At 52.3% G+C, this 19,834-nt stretch carries 15 protein-coding genes and 1 riboswitch; of the genes, 2 read left to right on the top strand and 13 right to left on the bottom strand.

Features of this window, described 5'->3' with window-relative positions:
* Positions 1 to 249: 249 nt before the first annotated feature.
* The 8 genes from K7P01_RS31390 to K7P01_RS31355 form a co-directional block, all read right to left on the bottom strand.
* On the bottom strand, positions 250 to 1,350 hold the full coding sequence (locus K7P01_RS31390; protein WP_267298557.1) for a YncE family protein: 1,101 nt from the start codon (positions 1,348 to 1,350) through the stop codon (positions 250 to 252).
* Positions 1,347 to 3,338 (bottom strand): TonB-dependent receptor plug domain-containing protein, encoded by a 1,992-nt coding sequence (locus tag K7P01_RS31385; RefSeq protein ID WP_267298556.1) that lies wholly within the window; start codon positions 3,336 to 3,338, stop codon positions 1,347 to 1,349. The genes K7P01_RS31390 and K7P01_RS31385 overlap by 4 nt, the downstream gene beginning before the upstream one ends.
* Positions 3,335 to 5,773 carry a T9SS type A sorting domain-containing protein gene (locus K7P01_RS31380; protein WP_267298555.1) on the bottom strand — a complete coding sequence of 813 codons (2,439 nt, stop codon included), beginning with the start codon at positions 5,771 to 5,773 and terminating at the stop codon, positions 3,335 to 3,337. Before K7P01_RS31380 ends, K7P01_RS31385 begins: the two co-directional genes overlap by 4 nt.
* Before the next feature lie 30 nt (positions 5,774 to 5,803).
* Positions 5,804 to 7,489: a T9SS type A sorting domain-containing protein gene (locus K7P01_RS31375; RefSeq protein WP_267298554.1), complete on the bottom strand. Its 1,686-nt coding sequence runs from the start codon at positions 7,487 to 7,489 to the stop codon at positions 5,804 to 5,806.
* Between the two features lie 228 nt (positions 7,490 to 7,717).
* Positions 7,718 to 7,937, bottom strand: a riboswitch (cobalamin riboswitch).
* A gap of 96 nt (positions 7,938 to 8,033) precedes the next feature.
* A complete protein-coding gene (locus K7P01_RS31370) occupies positions 8,034 to 8,249 on the bottom strand; it encodes a hypothetical protein (protein WP_267298553.1) in 216 nt (71 codons plus the stop codon).
* 158 nt (positions 8,250 to 8,407) lie between these two features.
* Entirely contained in the window at positions 8,408 to 9,160 is a 753-nt protein-coding gene (locus K7P01_RS31365; protein ID WP_267298552.1) for a DUF481 domain-containing protein, read from the bottom strand.
* 9 nt (positions 9,161 to 9,169) lie between these two features.
* Positions 9,170 to 9,556 carry a hypothetical protein gene (locus K7P01_RS31360; protein ID WP_267298551.1) on the bottom strand — a complete coding sequence of 129 codons (387 nt, stop codon included), beginning with the start codon at positions 9,554 to 9,556 and terminating at the stop codon, positions 9,170 to 9,172.
* Between the two features lie 55 nt (positions 9,557 to 9,611).
* Positions 9,612 to 10,913 (bottom strand): peptidoglycan DD-metalloendopeptidase family protein, encoded by a 1,302-nt coding sequence (locus K7P01_RS31355; RefSeq protein WP_267298550.1) that lies wholly within the window; start codon positions 10,911 to 10,913, stop codon positions 9,612 to 9,614.
* A gap of 131 nt (positions 10,914 to 11,044) precedes the next feature.
* Between K7P01_RS31355 and K7P01_RS31350 the strand changes: the two genes are divergently transcribed.
* Complete coding sequence (locus tag K7P01_RS31350; RefSeq protein WP_267298549.1) at positions 11,045 to 12,031, top strand: hypothetical protein; 987 nt, start codon at positions 11,045 to 11,047, stop codon at positions 12,029 to 12,031.
* Between the two features lie 58 nt (positions 12,032 to 12,089).
* Here K7P01_RS31350 and K7P01_RS31345 read toward each other — a convergent pair whose 3' ends face one another.
* The 5 genes from K7P01_RS31345 to K7P01_RS31325 all read right to left on the bottom strand — a co-directional run bounded on the left by K7P01_RS31345 (position 12,090) and on the right by K7P01_RS31325 (position 16,942).
* The gene (locus K7P01_RS31345) at positions 12,090 to 12,731 is read right to left on the bottom strand and encodes an SRPBCC family protein (protein ID WP_267298548.1); all 642 of its coding nucleotides are present in this window, start codon (positions 12,729 to 12,731) and stop codon (positions 12,090 to 12,092) included.
* A gap of 13 nt (positions 12,732 to 12,744) precedes the next feature.
* Complete coding sequence (locus tag K7P01_RS31340) at positions 12,745 to 15,147, bottom strand: TonB-dependent receptor (RefSeq protein WP_267298547.1); 2,403 nt, start codon at positions 15,145 to 15,147, stop codon at positions 12,745 to 12,747.
* Positions 15,148 to 15,228: 81 nt separating this feature from the next.
* Positions 15,229 to 15,639: a hypothetical protein gene (locus K7P01_RS31335; RefSeq protein WP_267298546.1), complete on the bottom strand. Its 411-nt coding sequence runs from the start codon at positions 15,637 to 15,639 to the stop codon at positions 15,229 to 15,231.
* 50 nt (positions 15,640 to 15,689) lie between these two features.
* Positions 15,690 to 16,502, bottom strand: coding sequence for a tRNA pseudouridine synthase A (locus tag K7P01_RS31330; RefSeq protein ID WP_267298545.1), 813 nt, complete (start codon positions 16,500 to 16,502; stop codon positions 15,690 to 15,692).
* A 17-nt stretch (positions 16,503 to 16,519) separates the two neighbouring features.
* Entirely contained in the window at positions 16,520 to 16,942 is a 423-nt protein-coding gene (locus tag K7P01_RS31325; protein WP_267298544.1) for a hypothetical protein, read from the bottom strand.
* A 481-nt stretch (positions 16,943 to 17,423) separates the two neighbouring features.
* Here K7P01_RS31325 and K7P01_RS31320 point away from each other — a divergent pair, with 481 nt between their 5' ends.
* Positions 17,424 to 19,826: a heavy metal translocating P-type ATPase gene (locus K7P01_RS31320; protein ID WP_267298543.1), complete on the top strand. Its 2,403-nt coding sequence runs from the start codon at positions 17,424 to 17,426 to the stop codon at positions 19,824 to 19,826.
* The last annotated feature ends 8 nt before the right edge of the window (positions 19,827 to 19,834 follow it).

The raw sequence follows: 19,834 nt of genomic DNA, 5'->3' as shown, positions 1-19,834 counted from the left end.
GAATCGCTTTTGGGTTCACAAATCCTACGGCGTATGGACAATATTTTGCCGCAATCGTGTGAAGCCTGTTGGATACGGTAAGGATAAAGGTCGGCGTCTGGAGCACCGTACCCCAGGTCGTGGGATAACAGTAGGACGTCTCCGGGGCAACGTTCAGTAGGTAAGGTGAGGGAAGTTATTAAATAAAGATGGCGAATACATGTACCAACCCTATAATATATTGTACGGTAGCACGAATAGTTACATTTTCTACGGTTTGAAGCAAAAGGCACCGGGAATAATACCCACCTTGAAGGTGTCCACCGGTATCGCTCGGGGAGTATAGCGGTATATAATACCCGGCTGCACATAGTCGATGGCGTCGGCTACATAGACTTCTGATGTTACAGGGTCTACCGTTAATCCATAAAAACCACCGCTAAAACCCGACTGATACGTACTGGTGATGAAAGGCTCCGTCGGAAAACGGGTGTCATCTACGGGCATCTTCCAGATGTGGCGGTTGATAAAATAAAGTGTATCGCGCGTGCCGTTTAAACAAAGCTCGGAGGGCGAGTCCCCCAGGGCAAAGCGGAACACTTGCTCCACCGTGCGCGTGACAGCATCGATGCGGATCAGCCCCGGGGCTTCATAGCCATAGGGACTGCCGGGATAGCCACCATCGGTCACGGTCCAGATCTTGTTGTTCTTGTCGAGGATGAGACTGGTGGGCTGTAACAACACTTCGATGGAGTCTACCACGGCATCGGTATGCGTATCGATCACCAGGATTTGGTTGTCGTACGACCAACAGTTGGTAAATACGTATTGGCCGTAGGCTACCATCTGCTCGGTGGGGTGTTGGTAGAATTTGCGGTCGTGGTTGTTTACCTCAATGTGGCCGGTAACAGAAAACGTGCGGGGGTTGATGATGGCAATGGCCTTGGCATAAAGATCCGTGACATACGCCTTCTCGTCGTTAATGAAATGGATGTAGCGCGGCGAGGTAAGGTCGGTGATCTTACCCACCGGCGCGAAGGTGTTGACGTTGATGACATAGATCTTGCCGCTGTTGTTTACCACAATGTAGCCTAGGCTATCGCGGATCACCATCGACTGCGCAACATCCCCCAGGGGCAGGCCGCTGGCAGGGAAGAACACGTCTTCCTGAATCTCGTGTGTGTCTATATTATAATAGGACAGCGATGCATTGCCGTACATGAAGTTGCCTTCGTTCGTAATGAACAGCCCCCGCCCTTCACCCGCGGGCTCGGGTCTATGTCGTTTTACCCACAGGTCATCGTTCATACAGCCTGCCAGCAACGCGAGCAGAATGAGCCATGTATAGATCGGGTGGATGAGGCGGGTCATTTGAAGCGGAATATAAGTAACACCATGTAGTAACGCCGCGGCATGGGCCGCCCCAACACCGACCGGTATCGCTCGTTTAAAAGATTGTATACTTTCACCTGGGGCTCCAGCGAAAACCGTTTCCAGTCCACCTTACGGGAAAGAAAGACATTGCTCATAAAATAAGGATACAGGTAGTCGCGCTCGGAAAGATCGTTGCTGGTAGTGGTGAAGCGTGTGCTGTAGGAGTTGTATTGATAGGTGAGCGTATAGTGTTTCCAGGTGGCGCTGGCAAACAAGTTACCCGAGTGCACGGGAATGTATACCAACTGTTTACCGTATGACTCATCGCCCCAGGTTCTTTTATCGCCGTAGTTTAGTGAGCGCGTCAGGGCATAGTTGCTGTTTATCGTTACGTCTATGGGGCCAATCTTGCCTTTTACTTTTACCGCTACTTCCAGGCCCCGGGAGATAACGCGTTTTACATTATGCGGCTCCCAGTTCTGTCGAAAGGTTGGTACCCATAAGATCCAGTCTGTGATGTCGGCGTAATAACCCGTTAATTGTGTTTCAACGACGAGCTTTCTAATACCCTGTGCCCATGCGAGCGTTGCTTCCTCCTGCAGGCCTTGCTCTGGCCGCAGCGACGGATTGCCGCCCGGCTGCCAATACAAGTCGTTGAGCGTTGGCACGTGGTAGTTACGCGTGATACCTGCCTTGAGGTAGACCTTGTGCTCCCGTAGCAGCTTGATATCGATGCCCGCGGAGGGGATGATGGGAATGAAGCGGTCGTCGACGTGATCTTGCCGTACGGACAACCGCACGTTTACGCGATCACCCAGCTGTTGGTAATAGCCGGCGTAAAATAAGATCTCATCCCGGGCCTTGGCATAGCCGGTTTTCTTTACCGAGTCCGCCGACATAACGTCGTGATGATTGAAGTTTACACGCACGCGGAAGGAAGATTTGGCAGAGAGGTCGTGCATCCACTGCACGTGGTTGATCAGGCTGACGGCTTTACTGACGGAGTATACGGCAGGGATCATGCCCTGGCCGTTTACATAGTTGCGCAGGTAATAGTCGAGATGCTGGATGTTACCCCCCGCCCCGGCGGTAATAGATCCTTGGGCATACAGGTGATCCCACGAGGCGATGAACCGGTACGAGCGATCCTCCAGCTCGTTGATATTGGCATTATCAGCGCCTTCGAACGTATTGAGACGGGGCAAGCTGCGATTGGAAATATGCGCCCAGCCCTTGAGTGAGAGGATGTCGCGATCAGTCACCTTGCCGTAGAGCTCCTGCATGACGCTGTACATACGGTAAGACGCGTGCTCGTTGCGCTGACGCGTGTATTGTACGGTACCGGTGACAGGGTCAATGTCACCTACGCCATTATTCAGGAACGGGAAATCATTTTTTGAATAGGTATAGTAGGCCCTTGTTTTGGATTGGAAGCGGGACGTGCCGACGTTGATCTGTGCAAAGTCCTCTGTTGTGGAGAAACTGCCGCCGCCGATGACCACGTTGCCGCTAAGCGTATTGCTCCAGTCAGGCCTGTTGTTCATGGAGATACTGCCGCCCAGGGCGCCGCTGATGTCTTCCGTCGAGGCGACACCGTGCTTTAGCGTGAGCTCGTCCATGAAGTACACGGGTATGAGCGAGAAGTCGACCATGCCCAACATCGGCGAGTTGACGCTCATGCCGTTCCACAGCACCTGGGTATGCGACGGCGCGGTGCCGCGGAATGAGGCGGTTGCCATGGAGCCGCGTCCGTAGGATTTGATAAATATGGGCGTGGTTTGCGCCAATACTTCTGAGAGCGTATGGTTCTGATGCTCGGACAAAATCACGGAGTCGACATGCGTCTCTTTGGAGCCGGCATTCTCTTTGTCGAACAGCCGTCGGTCCAGGATCGTCACCTCTTGCAAGACAACCGAGTCTGCAATCTGCGCCAAAGAAGTCGGGGCGTATAGCCCCAACAACAATGCTCCCGTCAGTTTCTTCATTGCTTTGCGACTTTATGGTGATGCACGTTGTTGCCTTGCGCAAGTGTCAGCACGTATATACCGGCCGGCAGGTTTCCGACTGGTATATTTTCTCCTTCCATGATTCCTTGTTGCAGCACGCGGCCACTCACGTCGCGTATACTCCAGGTTGCAGGTTGCCCCGGAGGTAGCCCCGTGATGGTAATCTGATCAACGACTGGATTAGGCCAGACATATAGGGTCTTCGCATACTCTTCCGGAATGCCCACGGGCGCATCGCCGCGTACCCAAAGGTCAAGCGATGCATTACTCACGCTGATGCGCTGACGACCGGTATTCAGGAAAGTCAGTGTGGCGTTGCCCAACTCATCGGTACTAACGGCGGCTCCATTTTGTACTGCCGGTTGTCCATTTACCACTACCGTTTTCCCCTGCACCGCATCCGAAGCGAGCGTGGCAACCTGGCGTTGCGCATCGATGCTATGCTGCGACCAGGCGACGCGTATCGTCGCGGACTCCTGAATCGTGATCGTGTCTTTATCGATGGTCATCTGTGTCATCTCCCAGGGCTGTGCGATATTGTCAATATGATACACCACGATCTCGTCGCCATCACGCAGGCGCAGCGTGTGCAGACTATTACAGTATGTGTATTGGTTTATCTTGACAAGCCACGCCCGGGACATTGTTTCGGCGGTGGTGCCACCAAAGCCGTAGCCATACGTCGTAGACGCGCCTTCGGCTTTCGGCACACGCCACAGGTATAGTTTGCCGTCGCCCGGGCCGTCATCGCGGAAGCGAAGGTCACTGACAAAGGCGTCGTTGGCAAACAGGGTAGCGATGGCATGGGCGGCGGTAATATCCGCTACCTGGTCGATGTCATAACGCTGCCCGGGGCGATCTACGTACGGGGTCAGATTAAAGCCCCTGACGGTGACACGCCGGCGCGGAACAATATTGCCTTGCGCATCTTTTATAGTCAGGTATACTTCCCGTGTGGATGCTTCGGGCGCCACGGTTACCAGGATGCTGTCTTTTAGGTGGCGCTTACTTTCGGTCCCGACCACTAGCCAGCTCGTGCCGATCGCATGGCCCTCTGCATACCAATACCCTTCGTCCTGGACGATGTTCAGTATGTCGGGTGCTGTACTACGCCACGTCAGGGGTATGCCGTCCAACACATCTCCATGCTGATCCAGCACTTGCGCGGACAATGGAATACGGTTGTTCAGACGGAGATTGCGCGGTACATCGCTCATTTCAATATTGTCAGGCGCCACGATCTTCACAGTACGCTCATCATAGATCGCAGGATTGCGGCGTAGTGTCGCCCGCACGGCGATGGACCCGATGGCTTTCGCCTGTAGCACTCCATCCGTTATCTCCGCCAGGGCTGCCGGGGTAATGGTGATCTCCACGGCTTCGTCTTGTGGAATACCTTTATAGAAGGCATAGGCTTCCACTGGAGTTATATCATCTACGTCCATCTTGGGAGGCAGGTCTGTGCTTAGTACCTGATCGAGTACGCCCGTAATAGCCGCATTTGGTGCGACGTCGACAATGCCGCGTATTTCTGTCGATACTTCGCCGAGCCAGCCGGCATCGGCATTGACGCCGGTATAGATCATAATGAAGTCGATGCCCTCAAGGTGCACGGAGTTTCCGGCGGCATCGATCGCCCAGTCGATATCAAAGGCATCCCCTCCCCCGCCTTCTACTGCGGGTGTATAGGGATTATCCGGAACTGTCACCGGGCCAGCGCCCGACAGCGCGTTGTCGGCGTACCCAAAGCCGCGGCGATATGATTGAATATAGGACGGATCGGAGCGATCGACCGCGGCGCGAATGCGCGTACCGGTAAAGCTCATGCCTTGTTGGGTGATGTCGGGAAATGAGTCGCGTTTAGGATAATAGGGTTGTGCGTGATATTTATTGGTCAGCACGGCACCTGTTTGGCCGTAGTTATCCGCCCAGGGAACACGGGCCGCAACCGGTTGCTCGGGATTTGTATAGGTGATGGTATAACCATGCTGTGATGATGAAAAGACATGATCACTGCCCGCCAGCTCGTACCAGGTATCATCGGGTTTGCCATTGCCGTTGTCGTCGCGCATCACGCGCACGATGCCGGCTTCTGACCAGGTAACAAATGTGCCGGTGGCCAGGGGGTTTCCGAATACGGTAAAATCTATACCATAGGGGTTGTTGGGATCATTTTCAATGCGATGGTCGAAGCCTACTACAATATAACCACCATAGCCCCCGAGGCTTATCCCACCCTTGAGGCTACCGATAAGCGACTTCGCTTTGTGAGGGGTTCCCCAGGCGCCGTCATTTATAAACTGACCGGGTGCCGGACGATACTCCAACACCCGGCTGATATAAGGGCTCTGTGCCTGTACGCCTGATACAACCGTTGTCATCAGGAGTGCCAGGCACAGTGTCCCTTTTTTCATACACCTTTTTATGCGGTGCACCATAGCCTTCTATTCTTTTACAATCTTCGTTCGTACAACGTGTGCGCCCTGGCGCAGGGTGAGCACATACAGGCCCGTGGGCAACGCGCGCAGATCTACCGTTGCGTCGGACTTCTCGGTCATAACATGTTCTGCTACACGGTTGCCCCGCGTATCGGTGATGTACATGGCCGCCGGCAGGGCTGTCACCTTTACGTTCAATACATCTTTTACCGGGTTCGGATAAACCGTTTGTACAAACGGTTCTTGTGGCAGGCTCGTGATGACTTTCTCGCGTACGATCACTTCAACATTTTGCACGGCAGGATCGTCGTAGTACTGGTCGTTGGCGGTGATCGTAATCAATACCGTATCCAGCCTGGCATTGGCTGCCGGCGAGGCGGTCAACACACCGTCTTTGAGCGTGATCCAGGAAGTAGCCGAGTTGTCGGGTGTAGTCATGGTATAGCGCAACGACTCGTTGTCGTCGTCACCGAAGTATTCCGATAACGTAATGCTCGTTCCAAGTCCCCGGGGGGCGTCAACCGTTTTTAACAATACAGCATTGTAAGGTGAGCTGTTGGTTACCCCATAGCTGATGGCCATACGCTCGGGCGAGTCTTGCACGCCCTCGAAGCTGCCGACTTTATTACCTTCTTTGTCGTAGATGAGGCCGATGCCCCAGCCCCACCATTGTCCAAAGGTGAAGTAGAAACGTTCTTCTTCGCGGTCGTAGGCCGATGCCATCAGTGAGTAGCTATTGTCAACGATCTCAGGATCGGTGCTCATGCCAATAACGTCCAGTTTGTCAATGGTAGCCGTTTCCAGGTTGACGCGACCGAAGCCCTTGTTCCACGATTCATCCATCAATTTAGAATACAACATGCCGTCGATAATGCCGACCGCGAATGGTGATGAGCTGGCGTCGGAGTGTCCGATCGGCAGGTCGTATGCTTCATGTTTGTGTTCTTTGATAGAATATTTCAACAGTTTGCTTTGGGCCAGTATATACAGGACATTGTCTTGCGCAAACATCTGCATGATCCCCGTGCCTGCATTGCCAAAATCATATTCTTCTTTGTTTTCCAGGTTTACCAGGTCGATAATCGCCAGCTGCCCGGAGTTACCCTGAAAACCACCATTTAATGCTACAAAAGCAGAGTCACCTACAATAACCACATCGGCAGCTTGTGTCTTTACCGGTATTTTCTTTACCAGCGAGAGATCTTGTTTGTTATAGATGCGAACGTTATAACCGTCTTCGGGCGCCGCTGCGCTGTTCTGACGGGTGACGATCAGCCAGTTTTTATACAACGTCATCGAGTGGTTTACACCATATGCCTCTTTGCCCTGACCGTCTGCTTCGGTCTCCTGGGTGTCCTGGGTATAACGCCGTGTTACTTCAGCACCGGTAGCCATGTCGTATTTGAGGATGTAGTAATCGGCGGAGATGTACACGTAGCGCCCCAGGGCTTCCACATCTTGTACCGAGTTGGCGGCATCAAGATCGGCGAGCTTGCTGGTGGTATTGGTCTTGGGATCGTAGACCTGGATGTTGCCGCTGAGGTTTCCGAACTGGCCGCCGTTGACAAAGACAACCTGTTTGCCTTTTGAGACTGCAACGGGTGGTGTGGTTGTTGTTTGGGCGGCCGCGGGATGCGCGGCGGCGTAGCAGCATAAGCATACCAGGAAAATTCGAATGTAAAGTTTATACATGGATTGTTGGTTAAGCATGACGCAGCACGACATGACAGAACCAGGCACTGACAGCTCCCGCTACAGGCAATGCCCGGCGGTTGTCAGCAAGTCGTTGGAAAAAGTGTTTGTCGTTGCATGGGTATCGTACGCATAGATTACAATAACAGAAAATTGTAACGTACGATTACAGAGAAGACGCGTCGCAGCGATTCCACTGATCCGTATACCCGTTCACCGCAGGCTACAACATCCTGATGGCATCGGGCAGGTCTTCTGACTCTCCTGACTTCTGACGCTCCTTCCCATCCCTAATCGGGACAGTGGAGATATGTTTGTCTAAAAGCTTTTATTCCGCGTAAGCGAAATCAGGATTACAGCAGCGGGAACTGTTGCCGGTTTTCACGGCATTCCCTTTTAATCGCCTTGCGCTTGCGGCGCAGGGTGAACCAAATGCTGGGGTAAAAGTATTGATTAACGGGGCGAAAACAAAAAGCAATAAAAAAACCGTCCTGGAGGGCGGTTCTTTACTTTATTATAAACTATCAACTCTAAACAGTCTGTATTAGCGATCGCCGGTGATTTGCTGGGCTTCCAGGGCAGGACCGGTCATCATGCTGATGATCATGCCGCACATGCCAATGGTGATGATGGCAACCAGGCCGATGGCGAAGAATGCAGGGTTTGATTGTACGAAGTCTGTCCACGTGGTATAAACAAATCCGAAGAGCATGGACGATACGACGATCATGAAGAAGGAAATAAGAAATGCGGGTTTCATGGGTAAAAGTTGGTTAGATAGATATTGGTAAACCTATCTTTCCGAATTCCGTGCCATCGCTGGGAATGGCGTTATTGGCCTGAAAAAGCAAGCGAAAGTGTTTTCTATTCCCAAAACAGGATTGTCTTTTCCCAGGTGCGTGTCAACACAGATATGTGTCAGAAATACCGTTCATACGTTAGTCCGTACGTTACCAGCAGGTTTTCGCGCTGAGTTTTGCTCAATTTATTATACACCATCGCGCTGGTAATGCTTAGACCTTTCTTTAACTTGATGGACAGGCTCGTGTTGGACTTTATGATGTAGTCTTTACGATCAGACAACGCATGTTGCAAAAAGTCAGACCCCTCCAATATGATCACTTCCCGGATCACGATACGGAATTTCAGACGGAACGAATTGCGAAAGACATCGTAACGATTAGTGCCCTCTTCAGGTGTATCATATAAGTCACTACGCTCATATAAGATACCATCACTGAGCACCACCCGAAGCTCTTCGCGATCAAATACGCTATACCCCACGCCAAAACCTCCCTGCGAGCGGTTGTTGATCTTGAGCGAGAAACTTTTCTCATAGCTGGCGAGTCCCCAATAGTAAAAATGCTCCCACGTTTTGTAGAGGTTGCCATCCAGGGCTGAAAAGAAATCGTTATTACTGAGATTACTGAGTGATTTTCCGTATACCCAGCTGTTGGTCGTGTTAAGCGCGTACTCCTTTTTACTGATACTGAAACGCAACGCATTATTCAACACATAGGAGGAACCTTCGTTCGTCTTATTGATCGTACCGGTGGATACATAGTTTACGTAGTGGTGTGTGGAATCATTGTATTGCGAGAAGGCAGGCAGGCCATATACCCACGACAGCAACAATGCAATTACCTTCGGCATGACATCCCATACCTTCATGCGCTATTGTTAGGGATTGGGCTTCTTAAAAGATATAAACGTTACTTGTTTTCCTTCCGCATCTAACCCAAACTTGTTTATCAGGTCCCCGCGGGTGAGGTAGAGCATATAAAGCCCTGTGTTTCGGTTCAGGTATATTTCACCCTCCTGCCAGCCGTCGTAGATGTCGTTTTCGGTGAGAGCCTTGCGTACACGTCGTGGCACTTGCTTGCCCGTGACCAGCACGCTGTCTTTTGGCGGACCAATATCTTTGGGAAGCTCACTGTTGTATACTGACTGAGCATCCGGCATGTCACGCCTCGTATTGATCGTATCGCGCACGACCACTGCACTGTCCTTCTGTGCATAGAGATAACTACCGGGCAGTAAAAAGAAAATTAACAGCAGACGTTTCATGACGGGTATTTGCCGTAGGGCATAAGAAAATTATGCCAGGGCCGGAGACTACCCTCTATAATAACAGCCACCCCACCTGCCCGCCTTTGGTGCGGACAAAATGCGAGCTTTTATAGCTCGCCAGGATTTCCACGGCAGTGGCTTTGTCGAGGTACGCCAGGGGAACGCTCTGCCCGTTGTTGTGAGACAACAGTACGGCGGGTGCATCGAGCTTACGTGCTTTTCCTTTGATCGCCTCTCCTACCAGCTTCTTTTCCACATAGCCCTGACGCTCGTCTGCCAATACCACACGATACCAGGCATCGCTCTGCGCCACGATTTTGACATAGTCATTTTTGCCAAGCATTTCTTTCAGTGCGTACTTCACACCGGGGCCGGTGCGCAGCATTGATTTCTTCGCTGTTACCCGGTACACCTGCTCCTGGAATAATGTATCCAATGGTGAATCGCCCTTGAGCGCATCTTGTGTCAGCAAATAATGTATGGGGTCTTTCGCGCGTGCCTGGTAAATGCCGAAGTGCAAGTGGGCAGGCGTGGTGCGGGCGTTGCCGGTATTGCCGACAAGGCCTAGGGTGTCACCTTGCTCGAGCTTCTGTCCGGGTTTGACCAGTTGCTCGTCGAGGTGTGCGAAGTAATACGAGTGGCCGCGCTTACCGTCTTGCATCCACACCACTTTGCCTCCGAGGTTGCTCGTGCCGACACGTGTCACGACGCCGGCGGCGGGTGCTACAATGGGCGTGCCTTTGGGCGCAAAGATATCGACACCTTCATGCTTGCGTTTGCCGCCATCGCGGGTGTCGCCATAGAAACTTCCAATGGAGCGGTTCGAGGCACCCATTACCGGATTGACGAGTACCGGCGTGAGTGAAATCGTGACAGAATAATAGGCATTTACCAACAGCTCGGGCTGCAAACGCAACAGGCATTGCGCATCGCGATCAAATTCATATGACAGCGTCAGGGCGGAATCCGCATGGGTGACCTGTGTCCAGGTAGTATCCTTCCAAACGAACAAGTCCAGGAAAATGCGAGCATTTGCCTGGGCCTTCAGCATGCCCGTTACTTTCAATACCTGGCCATCTTTCACGGCAAAGGTGTACGAACGCGCCTGGGGCTCTGCGGCCTGGAATACGCCGGCTTCGGAGAAAGGCAGGTTAATCTGAATGGAATCATACAAAGAGCGTCGGCCCGCGTCTACCCATGCGGTGGCCATGGGCGTCGCGAGCAAGTTTGCATCTTCCAGTGACTTCCGGTATTGCTCATAGGGGCTTTTTCTGACAAAGCCTGACTGCAAACTGTGGAAACTATTACACGCTATGAGGAGTACGACAACTCCCAGAATATATAGTTTAGACATGTTTTTAGAACGCATACCTACTGAATTAAGTTTACATTGCGCGATGGGCACAGGTTTTTATCCCTTCACGAAGCCACGCCCATGGTTCCTATATTCTTCGTTAAAAAAGTATGCGCTCTTACCGGCTATTCGTGTTTCTGTTTTTTTGGTGCGTCTGCTGCACAACGCTATTCGGACAGGATGAAAAACCGACGCCTGCGCAACTGGCAGCTGATAGTCTTGACCGCCAGAAGTTCCATTTCCTGATCAACGCCAACCGCGAGCAGAGTTACATGACCATTACGGACGGCGTGAGCAACCTCGAGCCTTTAATCATGGAGACCAAACTGTCGCCGAGCTATTTTTTTTCTCAAAAGAAGACGACCTGGGCCATCTTATTAAATCCACAAGTGCAGATACGCATGCAGAGCAAAGCGTCCTTTCCCATCAGCACGCCTTCGTATAAAGCACACCTCACCTTCTTTCACTCGATTGATTTCTGGAACCGCAGTGCATTCCTCAAAAGATTGTTTTACGAAAACGCGTTGTGGTCTGTGTCATTGGGGCACCACAGCAACGGCAAGGCTGGTAGTTTTTACATCGGGGATACTACCAACACTATCGACTTTGAAAACGGAAACTTCGCCACCAACTATTTCATGGCAAATATCTCCTCGTATAAAGTAAAGAAGGTGATGAAAAGCATGGTGGCCTACCGGCTACTCAAGGCCGGTACGGAAATACATCCGCCATCGTGGTCGCCGGAGGAAATTCGACACATATACGGCAACTATCGTTTTTTTGGTGCGGTCGGATTTGGAGGCCCCTGGCGTGAAGCGAAAAAGACGTGGTTGAACAACTGGCTGCAACACTCCAGCTTCGAGCTACAGCTCGGCTGGATCGCCGGCCGCATGGACGGCGCAAGCCCGGTGGAAGCGAGCAAGCGTCTGATCGTCGATATCCATTATCAATACTATCCGCCCTGGTTCGATGAGATTGCTTTCTTTGTGCGTTATTATCGCGGACAGGACTATTACAACGTTTATTTCATCAACAACATTTACGTATTGAGCTTTGGGTTAACCTCCAACATTCTCAACATGCAACAAGCAGCCAGGTTCATTGGCAATAAGAAATAACCGGCCAACACGGACGGAGGCCATGGCAACGTTGCCTCCGTCCGGTTGTGCCAGTGTATTATTCTGCTACATTAATGACAAACGACACGTCCACATCCGTCTCACCGGTGTTGTATCCTGACGTAGCGGATTTCAGGTCGGGTTGATGTTTCAGGACTACGCGGAAGGCGCCATTGGAAGATGATCCTTCTTTGGTTGCCCACGTGGTGGTCAAACCCACCGGTAATCCGTTTTCGTCCAGGTCAGCATATACTACCGGGTTGTCGCGGTTATCGATGTTGCCGTCGCCGGTCGGATTGGCAAACAGGTCAGCCGTCCACGAGAAGAAAAACATGTGCTCGTCGCTCTCGTCTTCTACTTCCTTCGTGACATCATATTCTTCGTCCGTCTCGGGTAGCAAACCGTTATACAACTTTAGATCCAACGTATAGACGGTGCCTGTCTTCAACGCTATCGGGCCGTCCGCTTTCAGCTCATCGGTACCTTCGCCGTCGGGATCCGTGGCGGTAGCCTTTACGGCGGTTCCGCCGCCAACGGGTGTGAACGTGAGCTCTACGGTGGTGATCAGCTCGGGCACGTCTTCTTTTACCGGATCGTCATCGTCGCTACAGCCAACGAAGGTTATGGCGCCCGCCAGAGGAAGCGCGAAGTAAAAGAGTGAGCGTACCGCGTGTGATCGAAAAATGGAAGTTTGTTTCATAGTAAGTATTACATTAAAAGATACATTTCATAGAAAAGATAAAGTTGCGACCGATCTCGTCGGCGAAGTAGCGCAGCCGATTGGTATACTCGCGATACGAGGTATTCAGTACATTGTCGACACCAAGCCTGAAGTCATACCGGAGCTTTTCAGCGGGTAGTGAGATGCCCGTCGAGACGTTCAGCAGCGCGTAACTTACCGGCGCGACCTGGAAGTCAAAGTTCCTGCCATCACTTACAGGGTTTTCTCCTTGCGCCTTTGCGTCCAGTAACTGACGCGGGCTTATCGCGCGCGGCGCATTGTACTGTTTCAGCACATAGCGCACCTGCGACTCTATAAAGAAGTCCTTCCAGCGTGACACCGTCAGTTTTTCATACCGCACACCCAGGTCAAACCGGTTGGAGGGTATAAATACCAGGTAGTCGTGCTGACGCTCGTCTGTCACGCGCAGCAACGATGCGCGGGGTGTAATCTTCCACGCCTTGGCCAGCTGCCATTGGCCGGTGATGTCGACTCCGGTAAACAATGCGTCGGTTTGCGTATACCGAAAATAGGCTGCGGGTCCTGCGACCTGCCGAAGGACACCTTCCGGACGCAGGTAGATATAGTTAGCAATATAATTTACATAGGGTGTCACCTCTACAAAAAAATCCTGCCAGTCGCGGCGATACGTGACGATGCCTTTGAACGCCTGCTCCACGTTGAAATCTGACCGGCGAATGTCCACCACGTTACTTGCCGTATCCAGCAATAAGCCCAATTCATAGGCGCCTGTCCCCAGATTCTTGCCGGTGCTGTAGAGCTCGGCTACATGCGGCGGACGCCAGGCAGTGCTGACGTTCAGATGCAGCGATTGTTTTCGTGGCAATCGCACCGTGGCACCCGCGGTAAAGCTGGGATTGTGAAAATGAATATTCGCCTTGTAGAGGATATTCTTCGAGTTATACCCTGCCACATCGTAGTGACGATAATCGTAACGTCCACCGAAGTCGGCGTCCCAATGCTCGCCCTGGAACTTGATGATGGCAAACGTTCCGCCTGACAAAGTGGTGAAATCCGGTATTAACGGTATACGCTTCGTGCCGGGTTGATTATTGTTGTTCTGCATCATACCGGTGACCCCGACACATACCGTAGACGAGCGGCCGGTGGTCACCTCCCACTCGGTTTCAAGCGTATGGGTATTCAATATCAGATCCAGTATCGGTGTAGACGACAAGCCACCAAAACGTATATCATACTCGGTACGCCCATTGTTCTGAAAGCCGTACTGCATGCGCAGTATACCACGCGATGTGTTCAGGTGCCCGTTGAGCTTAAACAGGTTGTGCATCACTTCCTGCCGCGGCTCGCCAATGTCATAGCGAAACGATCTTGTGTATTGCGGCGGCTGACGCTCCATGGCTGCCCCCAGGTCATCCACGTTGCCCACGGATGTTCCTTTCAAAATACCGATCTCGGTCTGAAAGCGGCTGAAGAACGCTTCGATGCCATAGGTATCACGATGGTAGCCTGTAGCAGCAGAGAAGTTCAGCTCTTTCACCCCCGTATTGGTAAGACCATAATCGGGTGTGTGATAGTCGCCCGCGCGCTTGGCGGTACCTTGCACGCGCCAGCCCCAGCCGTCATGCCCCGTGATGCCGCCTTCGAGCGTGCCCGACACGGTGCCGGAGCGACCGTTGCTTTGCAGTACCGTGTTCATCGAGCCACCCAGCCCTGCCTTCGTCGGAAGCTCCGGCGGATTGACGACGATCACACCACCCAGCGCATCCGAGCCATACTTAATCGCCGAAGCGTCTTTAATGACAACAATGTTCGAGGCGATAAATGGATCGATCTCGGGCGCATGGTCGGCGCCCCATTGTTGTCCTTCCTGGCGAATGCCGTAGTTCAGGATCAGAACACGCTGACTATGCACACCATGAATAACCGGCTTGAAAATACCTGGACCCGTTTGTATAGTACTCACGCCCGGCAACTCTTTCAAGGACTCGCCCAGTGTCTTGCCGGCTGTCTTTTCCAGGTCGCGCTCGTTGAGAACCACCACGTTGTGGGCGTGCTCCGTATTCAGCGGCCGCTCTTCGATAACCACTTCCTCCAGGCGTTGCAGATCGGGCACCAGGTGTACCACGAGCGCGGCCGAGTCGGTTAGGGTGATCGTTTGCTCAAATGGTTGGTAGCCTATAAACTGGGCTACGAGTGTATACCGGCCGTTGCAAAGGCTTTTAAACCGGTAGTGGCCTGTGCCATCCGACAATTGTCCACCCGACACCTCTTTCAGCGAAAGCGAAGCTCCCGCGATGAGTGCACCGGTCTCATCGAGCACCTGGCCCGTCAGCACACCACGACAGGGCTGTGCTACCACGGACACACACAGGTGTAATGCCACGAAAAGCATTACGACTTTGTTTGTCATAGTCTGTAAACTGTTGGAAAAGAATATACCCGGCGCGGGAAGTATATTCCCGACACCAAGCGCTAAAAAGATAAAGGAGCTTTAGGCTACCGGCGGTGCCCGGGAAGATGAGAAATCGATATCGCCTGCGCATGGTACCGTGGCATTGGCGACAGTATGGGGTACAACGTTGTATGCAGTGGCTGCATCATCCGGTGCAGGCACCAGGTGTGCAGCATGAAATACCAGATGACAGGCAGCACACTTCTTTTGAGTCGTGTAGTGTGCAGCGTGATCGCAACCATCGCCTACTGCGGCGTGATACAATGTGCGGTGGCACGGATCTTTTTCCGTGATCGCAGTGTGTTGTGCTTCGGCCTCGTCACTGTGCGAGAGATGGTGCAGCGCCTCGGGTTGAATATTACCGGCGACATAGAGAAACAACAACAGTAACGCGAGCAGGCTGTTGGCCCGTCGTGCAGAGTTTGTTGTATGGATGTGTCGCCGCTTCACCTTTCAAAGGTAACACAATCCCAACAAATGCAACGCGCGTGCATCTGTTTTTACAGCAAAACCTCGCGCCAATACGATTCAGAAGGGCCGAAAACGGTGGAAAATTCTGTTCGGCGGGGTAAATCCAGAAAAGGGTACACCACTCGTGACAGGTATAATCCCTGGGGATACGCAGGCCGGATGGTCTTGGGAGGCACCCGATTGATCAGGTATTGTTCAAACTCGTGCAAGCTCATGCTGCCATCGCCCACCTGCAGCAACCGGTGCATGATAATGCGGATCATCTTGCCCAGGAAGCGGTTGGCGGAGATATGAAACCGGACGCGATCACCGGCTTCATTGGTAAATAACTGGGCTCGTGATACGGTACAGATCGTGGTGCGATATTTATCGGGGCTGACGCAAAAGGCGCGGTAGTCGTTGTATTGCGTAAGCAAAGCCGCGGCGCGTTTCATCAACGACAGGTCAAGCATCTTTCCGAGGTATAGCGCGCTGCCGGAATGCAGGAACGGGTCTTTATAGGTATGAATAAAGTAATCATACGACCGTTGTACCGCATCGAGGCGTGCATGCGGAGTGCCCTCTACAGGAAGTATATCAAAGATGGCAATGTCGGATGGCAGTCCCTTGTTAAGGCGGAATAAGAGGTCGACGTCTTCGGGTACGGTCAGGTCTGCATGGAAAAAGAACTGGCTGGCATGTACCTGGGCGTCGGTGCGGCCGCAGCCATTGATGGCAATGGGTGCTTTTAACACCCGGCTCAGCGTAGTCTCGAGTACTTCTTGTATGCTAATGATACCGGGCAGCTTTTGCCACCCGCTGTAGGCTTGACCGTGATATCCGATGTGAAAGAAGTAGCGCACGAAAAATCGCGGGGTGGCTACGTCGTGAATTGGCTTAAGATCTCGGGATCGACGGCAATCGTGCGATCGTCTACCCGGTTGAATAAGAGGCCGCGTGACTGGAACAATCCTTCCAGCACTCTGTCGCGAATCTCGCGTTTGCTGCGCGAGTTTTCTGCATTCTCCTGGGCGCTGTTCCAGCTGTGGCCGAGGCGGTGCGATACCTCGCGGTATTCGTTGATCATCTGCATCATGCTAAAGCTAGCACGCGTAGCGGTCAGTGCAAAAAGGTAATCGTCCTCGAGCATTTTGATGGTAAAGCCTTTCTTGAGACGTTCCATCGCTTTCTTCAGATCGTTCTTGAACACCACACGAAGGGCGGGCTTCAGGTTCTTATACTCTTGCAACGAAAATTTGCGATTCAGATCCGATAGGGTATCGGTTATTACATTATCATTCATGCGATAAAGTGACTAGGAAAAAAATAGCGTTTCTGTTTGAAGAAGGTATACAGTAAGATGGGGGATTGGGCCATTCTGGTGGCCTATAACCACAAAGATAACTGTTGTTAGGGATAAAACGAAAACTGGACCTCGAAAGTTCTGCCCTATCTGCCTGCAGGCGGATAGGAGACCAAACACTCATTTTTAGCGTTTAACGCCAGAATGTTGTATAAAACCGCCCACCTACCGGCAGGCAGGCCATGCTGTTGTCATAATCTGCCCATTATAAAACCATTAGATATTATCTAAAAAAACATGCCTCCATTTCTTAGCTATACGCGAGTCAACCGGTACACTTCCTGGTTGATGGACGGAAAAATCCCGGGGTTGACGGCTTTCGGGCCAAAACCTGATAAAGATCAGGCGCACAGTTGAGTATCATCACCGGGCTTACAGGATGGGCCCGGTACTTTTGACAGTGCAAAAAAGCACACCGGTTATGGTTGCTACGGAAAAACAGATTGTTACGACCTGCTATCACTGCGGACAGGCCTGCGAAAAGGAGGTGCTACACCTGGAAGAAAAGACTTTTTGCTGTTATGGATGCCAGACCGTTTTTGAAATTCTCAATACCCACGACCTGTGCGAATATTATAGTCTCGACAAAACGCCGGGCAATCAACACGACGTTGTCGGCGATGATGTGTATGCTTACCTCGACGAGAAAAGCGTCCGGAAGAAGTTACTGAAGTTCGACTCTCCCGATTTTGCCAGCGTTCAATTCTATATTCCCGCCATTCACTGTGTGTCTTGCATCTGGCTGCTGGAAAATCTGCAAAAGGTAGATGCCGGCATTCTGCGCTCGGAAGTAAACTTTGCACGTAAGACTGTATCGGTCGACTTCAACCCACAAAAGGTCGCGCTCAGTCGTATCGGCCAATGGCTTGCCAACATCGGCTACGCGCCGTCTGTTAACCTGGAGGATACCACGCGTGAAAAGCCAGGCACCAACAAGCAGGCCGTATTAAAACTAGCACTCGCCGGCTTTTGCTTTGGTAATGTTATGCTCTTCAGCTTTCCGGAATACCTGGGTCTCGATGCCAGCGACGCCAGCCTGATGCGCGTCTTCTCCTGGCTCAACCTGGCACTTTCCATACCAGTATTCTTCTACAGTGCAGCCGGATATTTTCAGGCATCATTGAAAAGCTTTCAACAGCGACAGGTCAACATTGACGTACCAATCGCGGCGGGCCTGCTGGCATTGTTTCTGCGCAGCACCTACGACATTGTTACCGCCACCGGTCCGGGCTACCTCGACTCTTTTACCGGACTGGTTTTCTTTCTCCTGATCGGCCGGTGGTTCCAGAGCAAGACGTATGAGAGCCTGGCCTTTGATCGTGACTTTACTTCATACTTCCCCCTGGCTGTGCAAAAGCAGGTAGCCGGACAGTGGAAACCGGTGGTGATCTACGAGCTGGCGCCAGGCGACACGATTCGTATTCGCAACCTGGAGATTATTCCTGCCGACAGTCTGTTGCTGGACGAGACCGCACACATCGACTATAGCTTTGTGACCGGCGAAGCGCGCCCCGTGCAAGCGCGGCAGCACGACGTGGTGTATGCAGGAGGACGCGTCATCGGGCCGCCGGCGACATTTCTGGTGGAAAAGCCCACGTCACAAAGCCATCTCACCAGCCTTTGGAACAACGACGCTTTCCGTAAAACGGACGAGCGCAACTATCAGAAAATTATTGATCGTGCAGCCCGGCGTTTTACGTGGATTGTGCTGGGTATCGCCGTACTGACGGCCTTCTATTGGTATTATACCGCACCGGCCAATATGTGGCTGGTCATTACCTCGGTGTTAATGGTGGCGTGCCCGTGTGCATTGGCACTGGCGGCGCCGTTTACGTATGGCAGCATGTTGCGTGTGATGGGGCGCCATGCGTTATACCTCAAGAACGCCGACGTGATCGAACGCCTGGCGGCAGTCGATGCTGTTGTCTTTGACAAGACCGGCACGATTACACTGGGCGATAAGCCGGATGTATCGCACACGGGAAGCCTGACGGGTGAAGAGTATGCCTGGATTAAACTACTGACCAGCTACTCGACACACCCCCTTAGCAAATCCATTTCGGCGACTATTCGCCAGCATACGAACGATATCGTGACCGGGTTTAAAGAGATACCCGGTAAAGGTATCGAAGGCGTTATTGCCGGCAACGTAATACGCATCGGATCGGCATCATTTACCACGGACAATCGCAGTCTCATTCCGACGCCGTCGGGCCAGGTGTTCGTAGCCATCAACGGCGAGCTTCGCGGACTCATGACAGTACAAGCTTCGGTGCGCAAAGACCTGAAAGGTATGCTTGGACGCCTGGACCGTCGCTGCGTGGCGTTGCTGTCGGGTGATACCGATGGCGACCGGGATAAAATGCAAACGCTTTTTGGCGAACACGTGCAGCTGCACTTCAACCAAACCCCACACGACAAGTTAGACTATATACGAAATCTGCAGCAGCAAGGTAAAAAGGTATTGATGGTGGGCGACGGCCTGAACGATTCCGGTGCGCTGAAGCAAGCCGACGTGGGCCTCGCGGTGACGGACGATACCGGCATCTTTACGCCTGCGTGTGATGGCATTTTGCACGGCAGCCAGATACAGTCACTCGACCGGTTCATGCAGTTATCAAAAGTTTCTACCCGAATCCTGAAGGCCGGTTTTATCATATCGTTTATGTATAACGCCGTGGCGTTGAGTTTTGCGGTGACAGGGCATCTTACGCCGCTCGTCGCCGCGATCCTCATGCCGCTAAGTAGCGTGAGCGTGGTAGGTTTTTCATCCATTGGTGTGAATATTGCCGCGCGGCGCATCTTAAAAAACAAATCAATTTAATCTCCTCG

It is taken from the genome of Parachryseolinea silvisoli, assembly GCF_021190955.1.
Classification (GTDB): Bacteria; Bacteroidota; Bacteroidia; order Cytophagales; family Cyclobacteriaceae; genus Ohtaekwangia; species Ohtaekwangia silvisoli.
The sequence above is the reverse complement of the archived record's forward strand: the minus strand, read 5'-3'. Positions and strand labels throughout refer to the sequence as shown.

Coding starts and splice junctions, on each gene's coding strand:
- K7P01_RS31390 (WP_267298557.1), bottom strand. CDS start 1,350: ATGACCCGCCTCATCCACCCGATCTATACATGGCTCATTCTGCTCGCG.
- K7P01_RS31385 (WP_267298556.1), bottom strand. CDS start 3,338: ATGAAGAAACTGACGGGAGCATTGTTGTTGGGGCTATACGCCCCGACT.
- K7P01_RS31380 (WP_267298555.1), bottom strand. CDS start 5,773: ATGAAAAAAGGGACACTGTGCCTGGCACTCCTGATGACAACGGTTGTA.
- K7P01_RS31375 (WP_267298554.1), bottom strand. CDS start 7,489: ATGTATAAACTTTACATTCGAATTTTCCTGGTATGCTTATGCTGCTAC.
- K7P01_RS31370 (WP_267298553.1), bottom strand. CDS start 8,249: ATGAAACCCGCATTTCTTATTTCCTTCTTCATGATCGTCGTATCGTCC.
- K7P01_RS31365 (WP_267298552.1), bottom strand. CDS start 9,160: ATGAAGGTATGGGATGTCATGCCGAAGGTAATTGCATTGTTGCTGTCG.
- K7P01_RS31360 (WP_267298551.1), bottom strand. CDS start 9,556: ATGAAACGTCTGCTGTTAATTTTCTTTTTACTGCCCGGTAGTTATCTC.
- K7P01_RS31355 (WP_267298550.1), bottom strand. CDS start 10,913: ATGTCTAAACTATATATTCTGGGAGTTGTCGTACTCCTCATAGCGTGT.
- K7P01_RS31345 (WP_267298548.1), bottom strand. CDS start 12,731: ATGAAACAAACTTCCATTTTTCGATCACACGCGGTACGCTCACTCTTT.
- K7P01_RS31340 (WP_267298547.1), bottom strand. CDS start 15,147: ATGACAAACAAAGTCGTAATGCTTTTCGTGGCATTACACCTGTGTGTG.
- K7P01_RS31325 (WP_267298544.1), bottom strand. CDS start 16,942: ATGAATGATAATGTAATAACCGATACCCTATCGGATCTGAATCGCAAA.
- K7P01_RS31320 (WP_267298543.1), top strand. CDS start 17,424: ATGGTTGCTACGGAAAAACAGATTGTTACGACCTGCTATCACTGCGGA.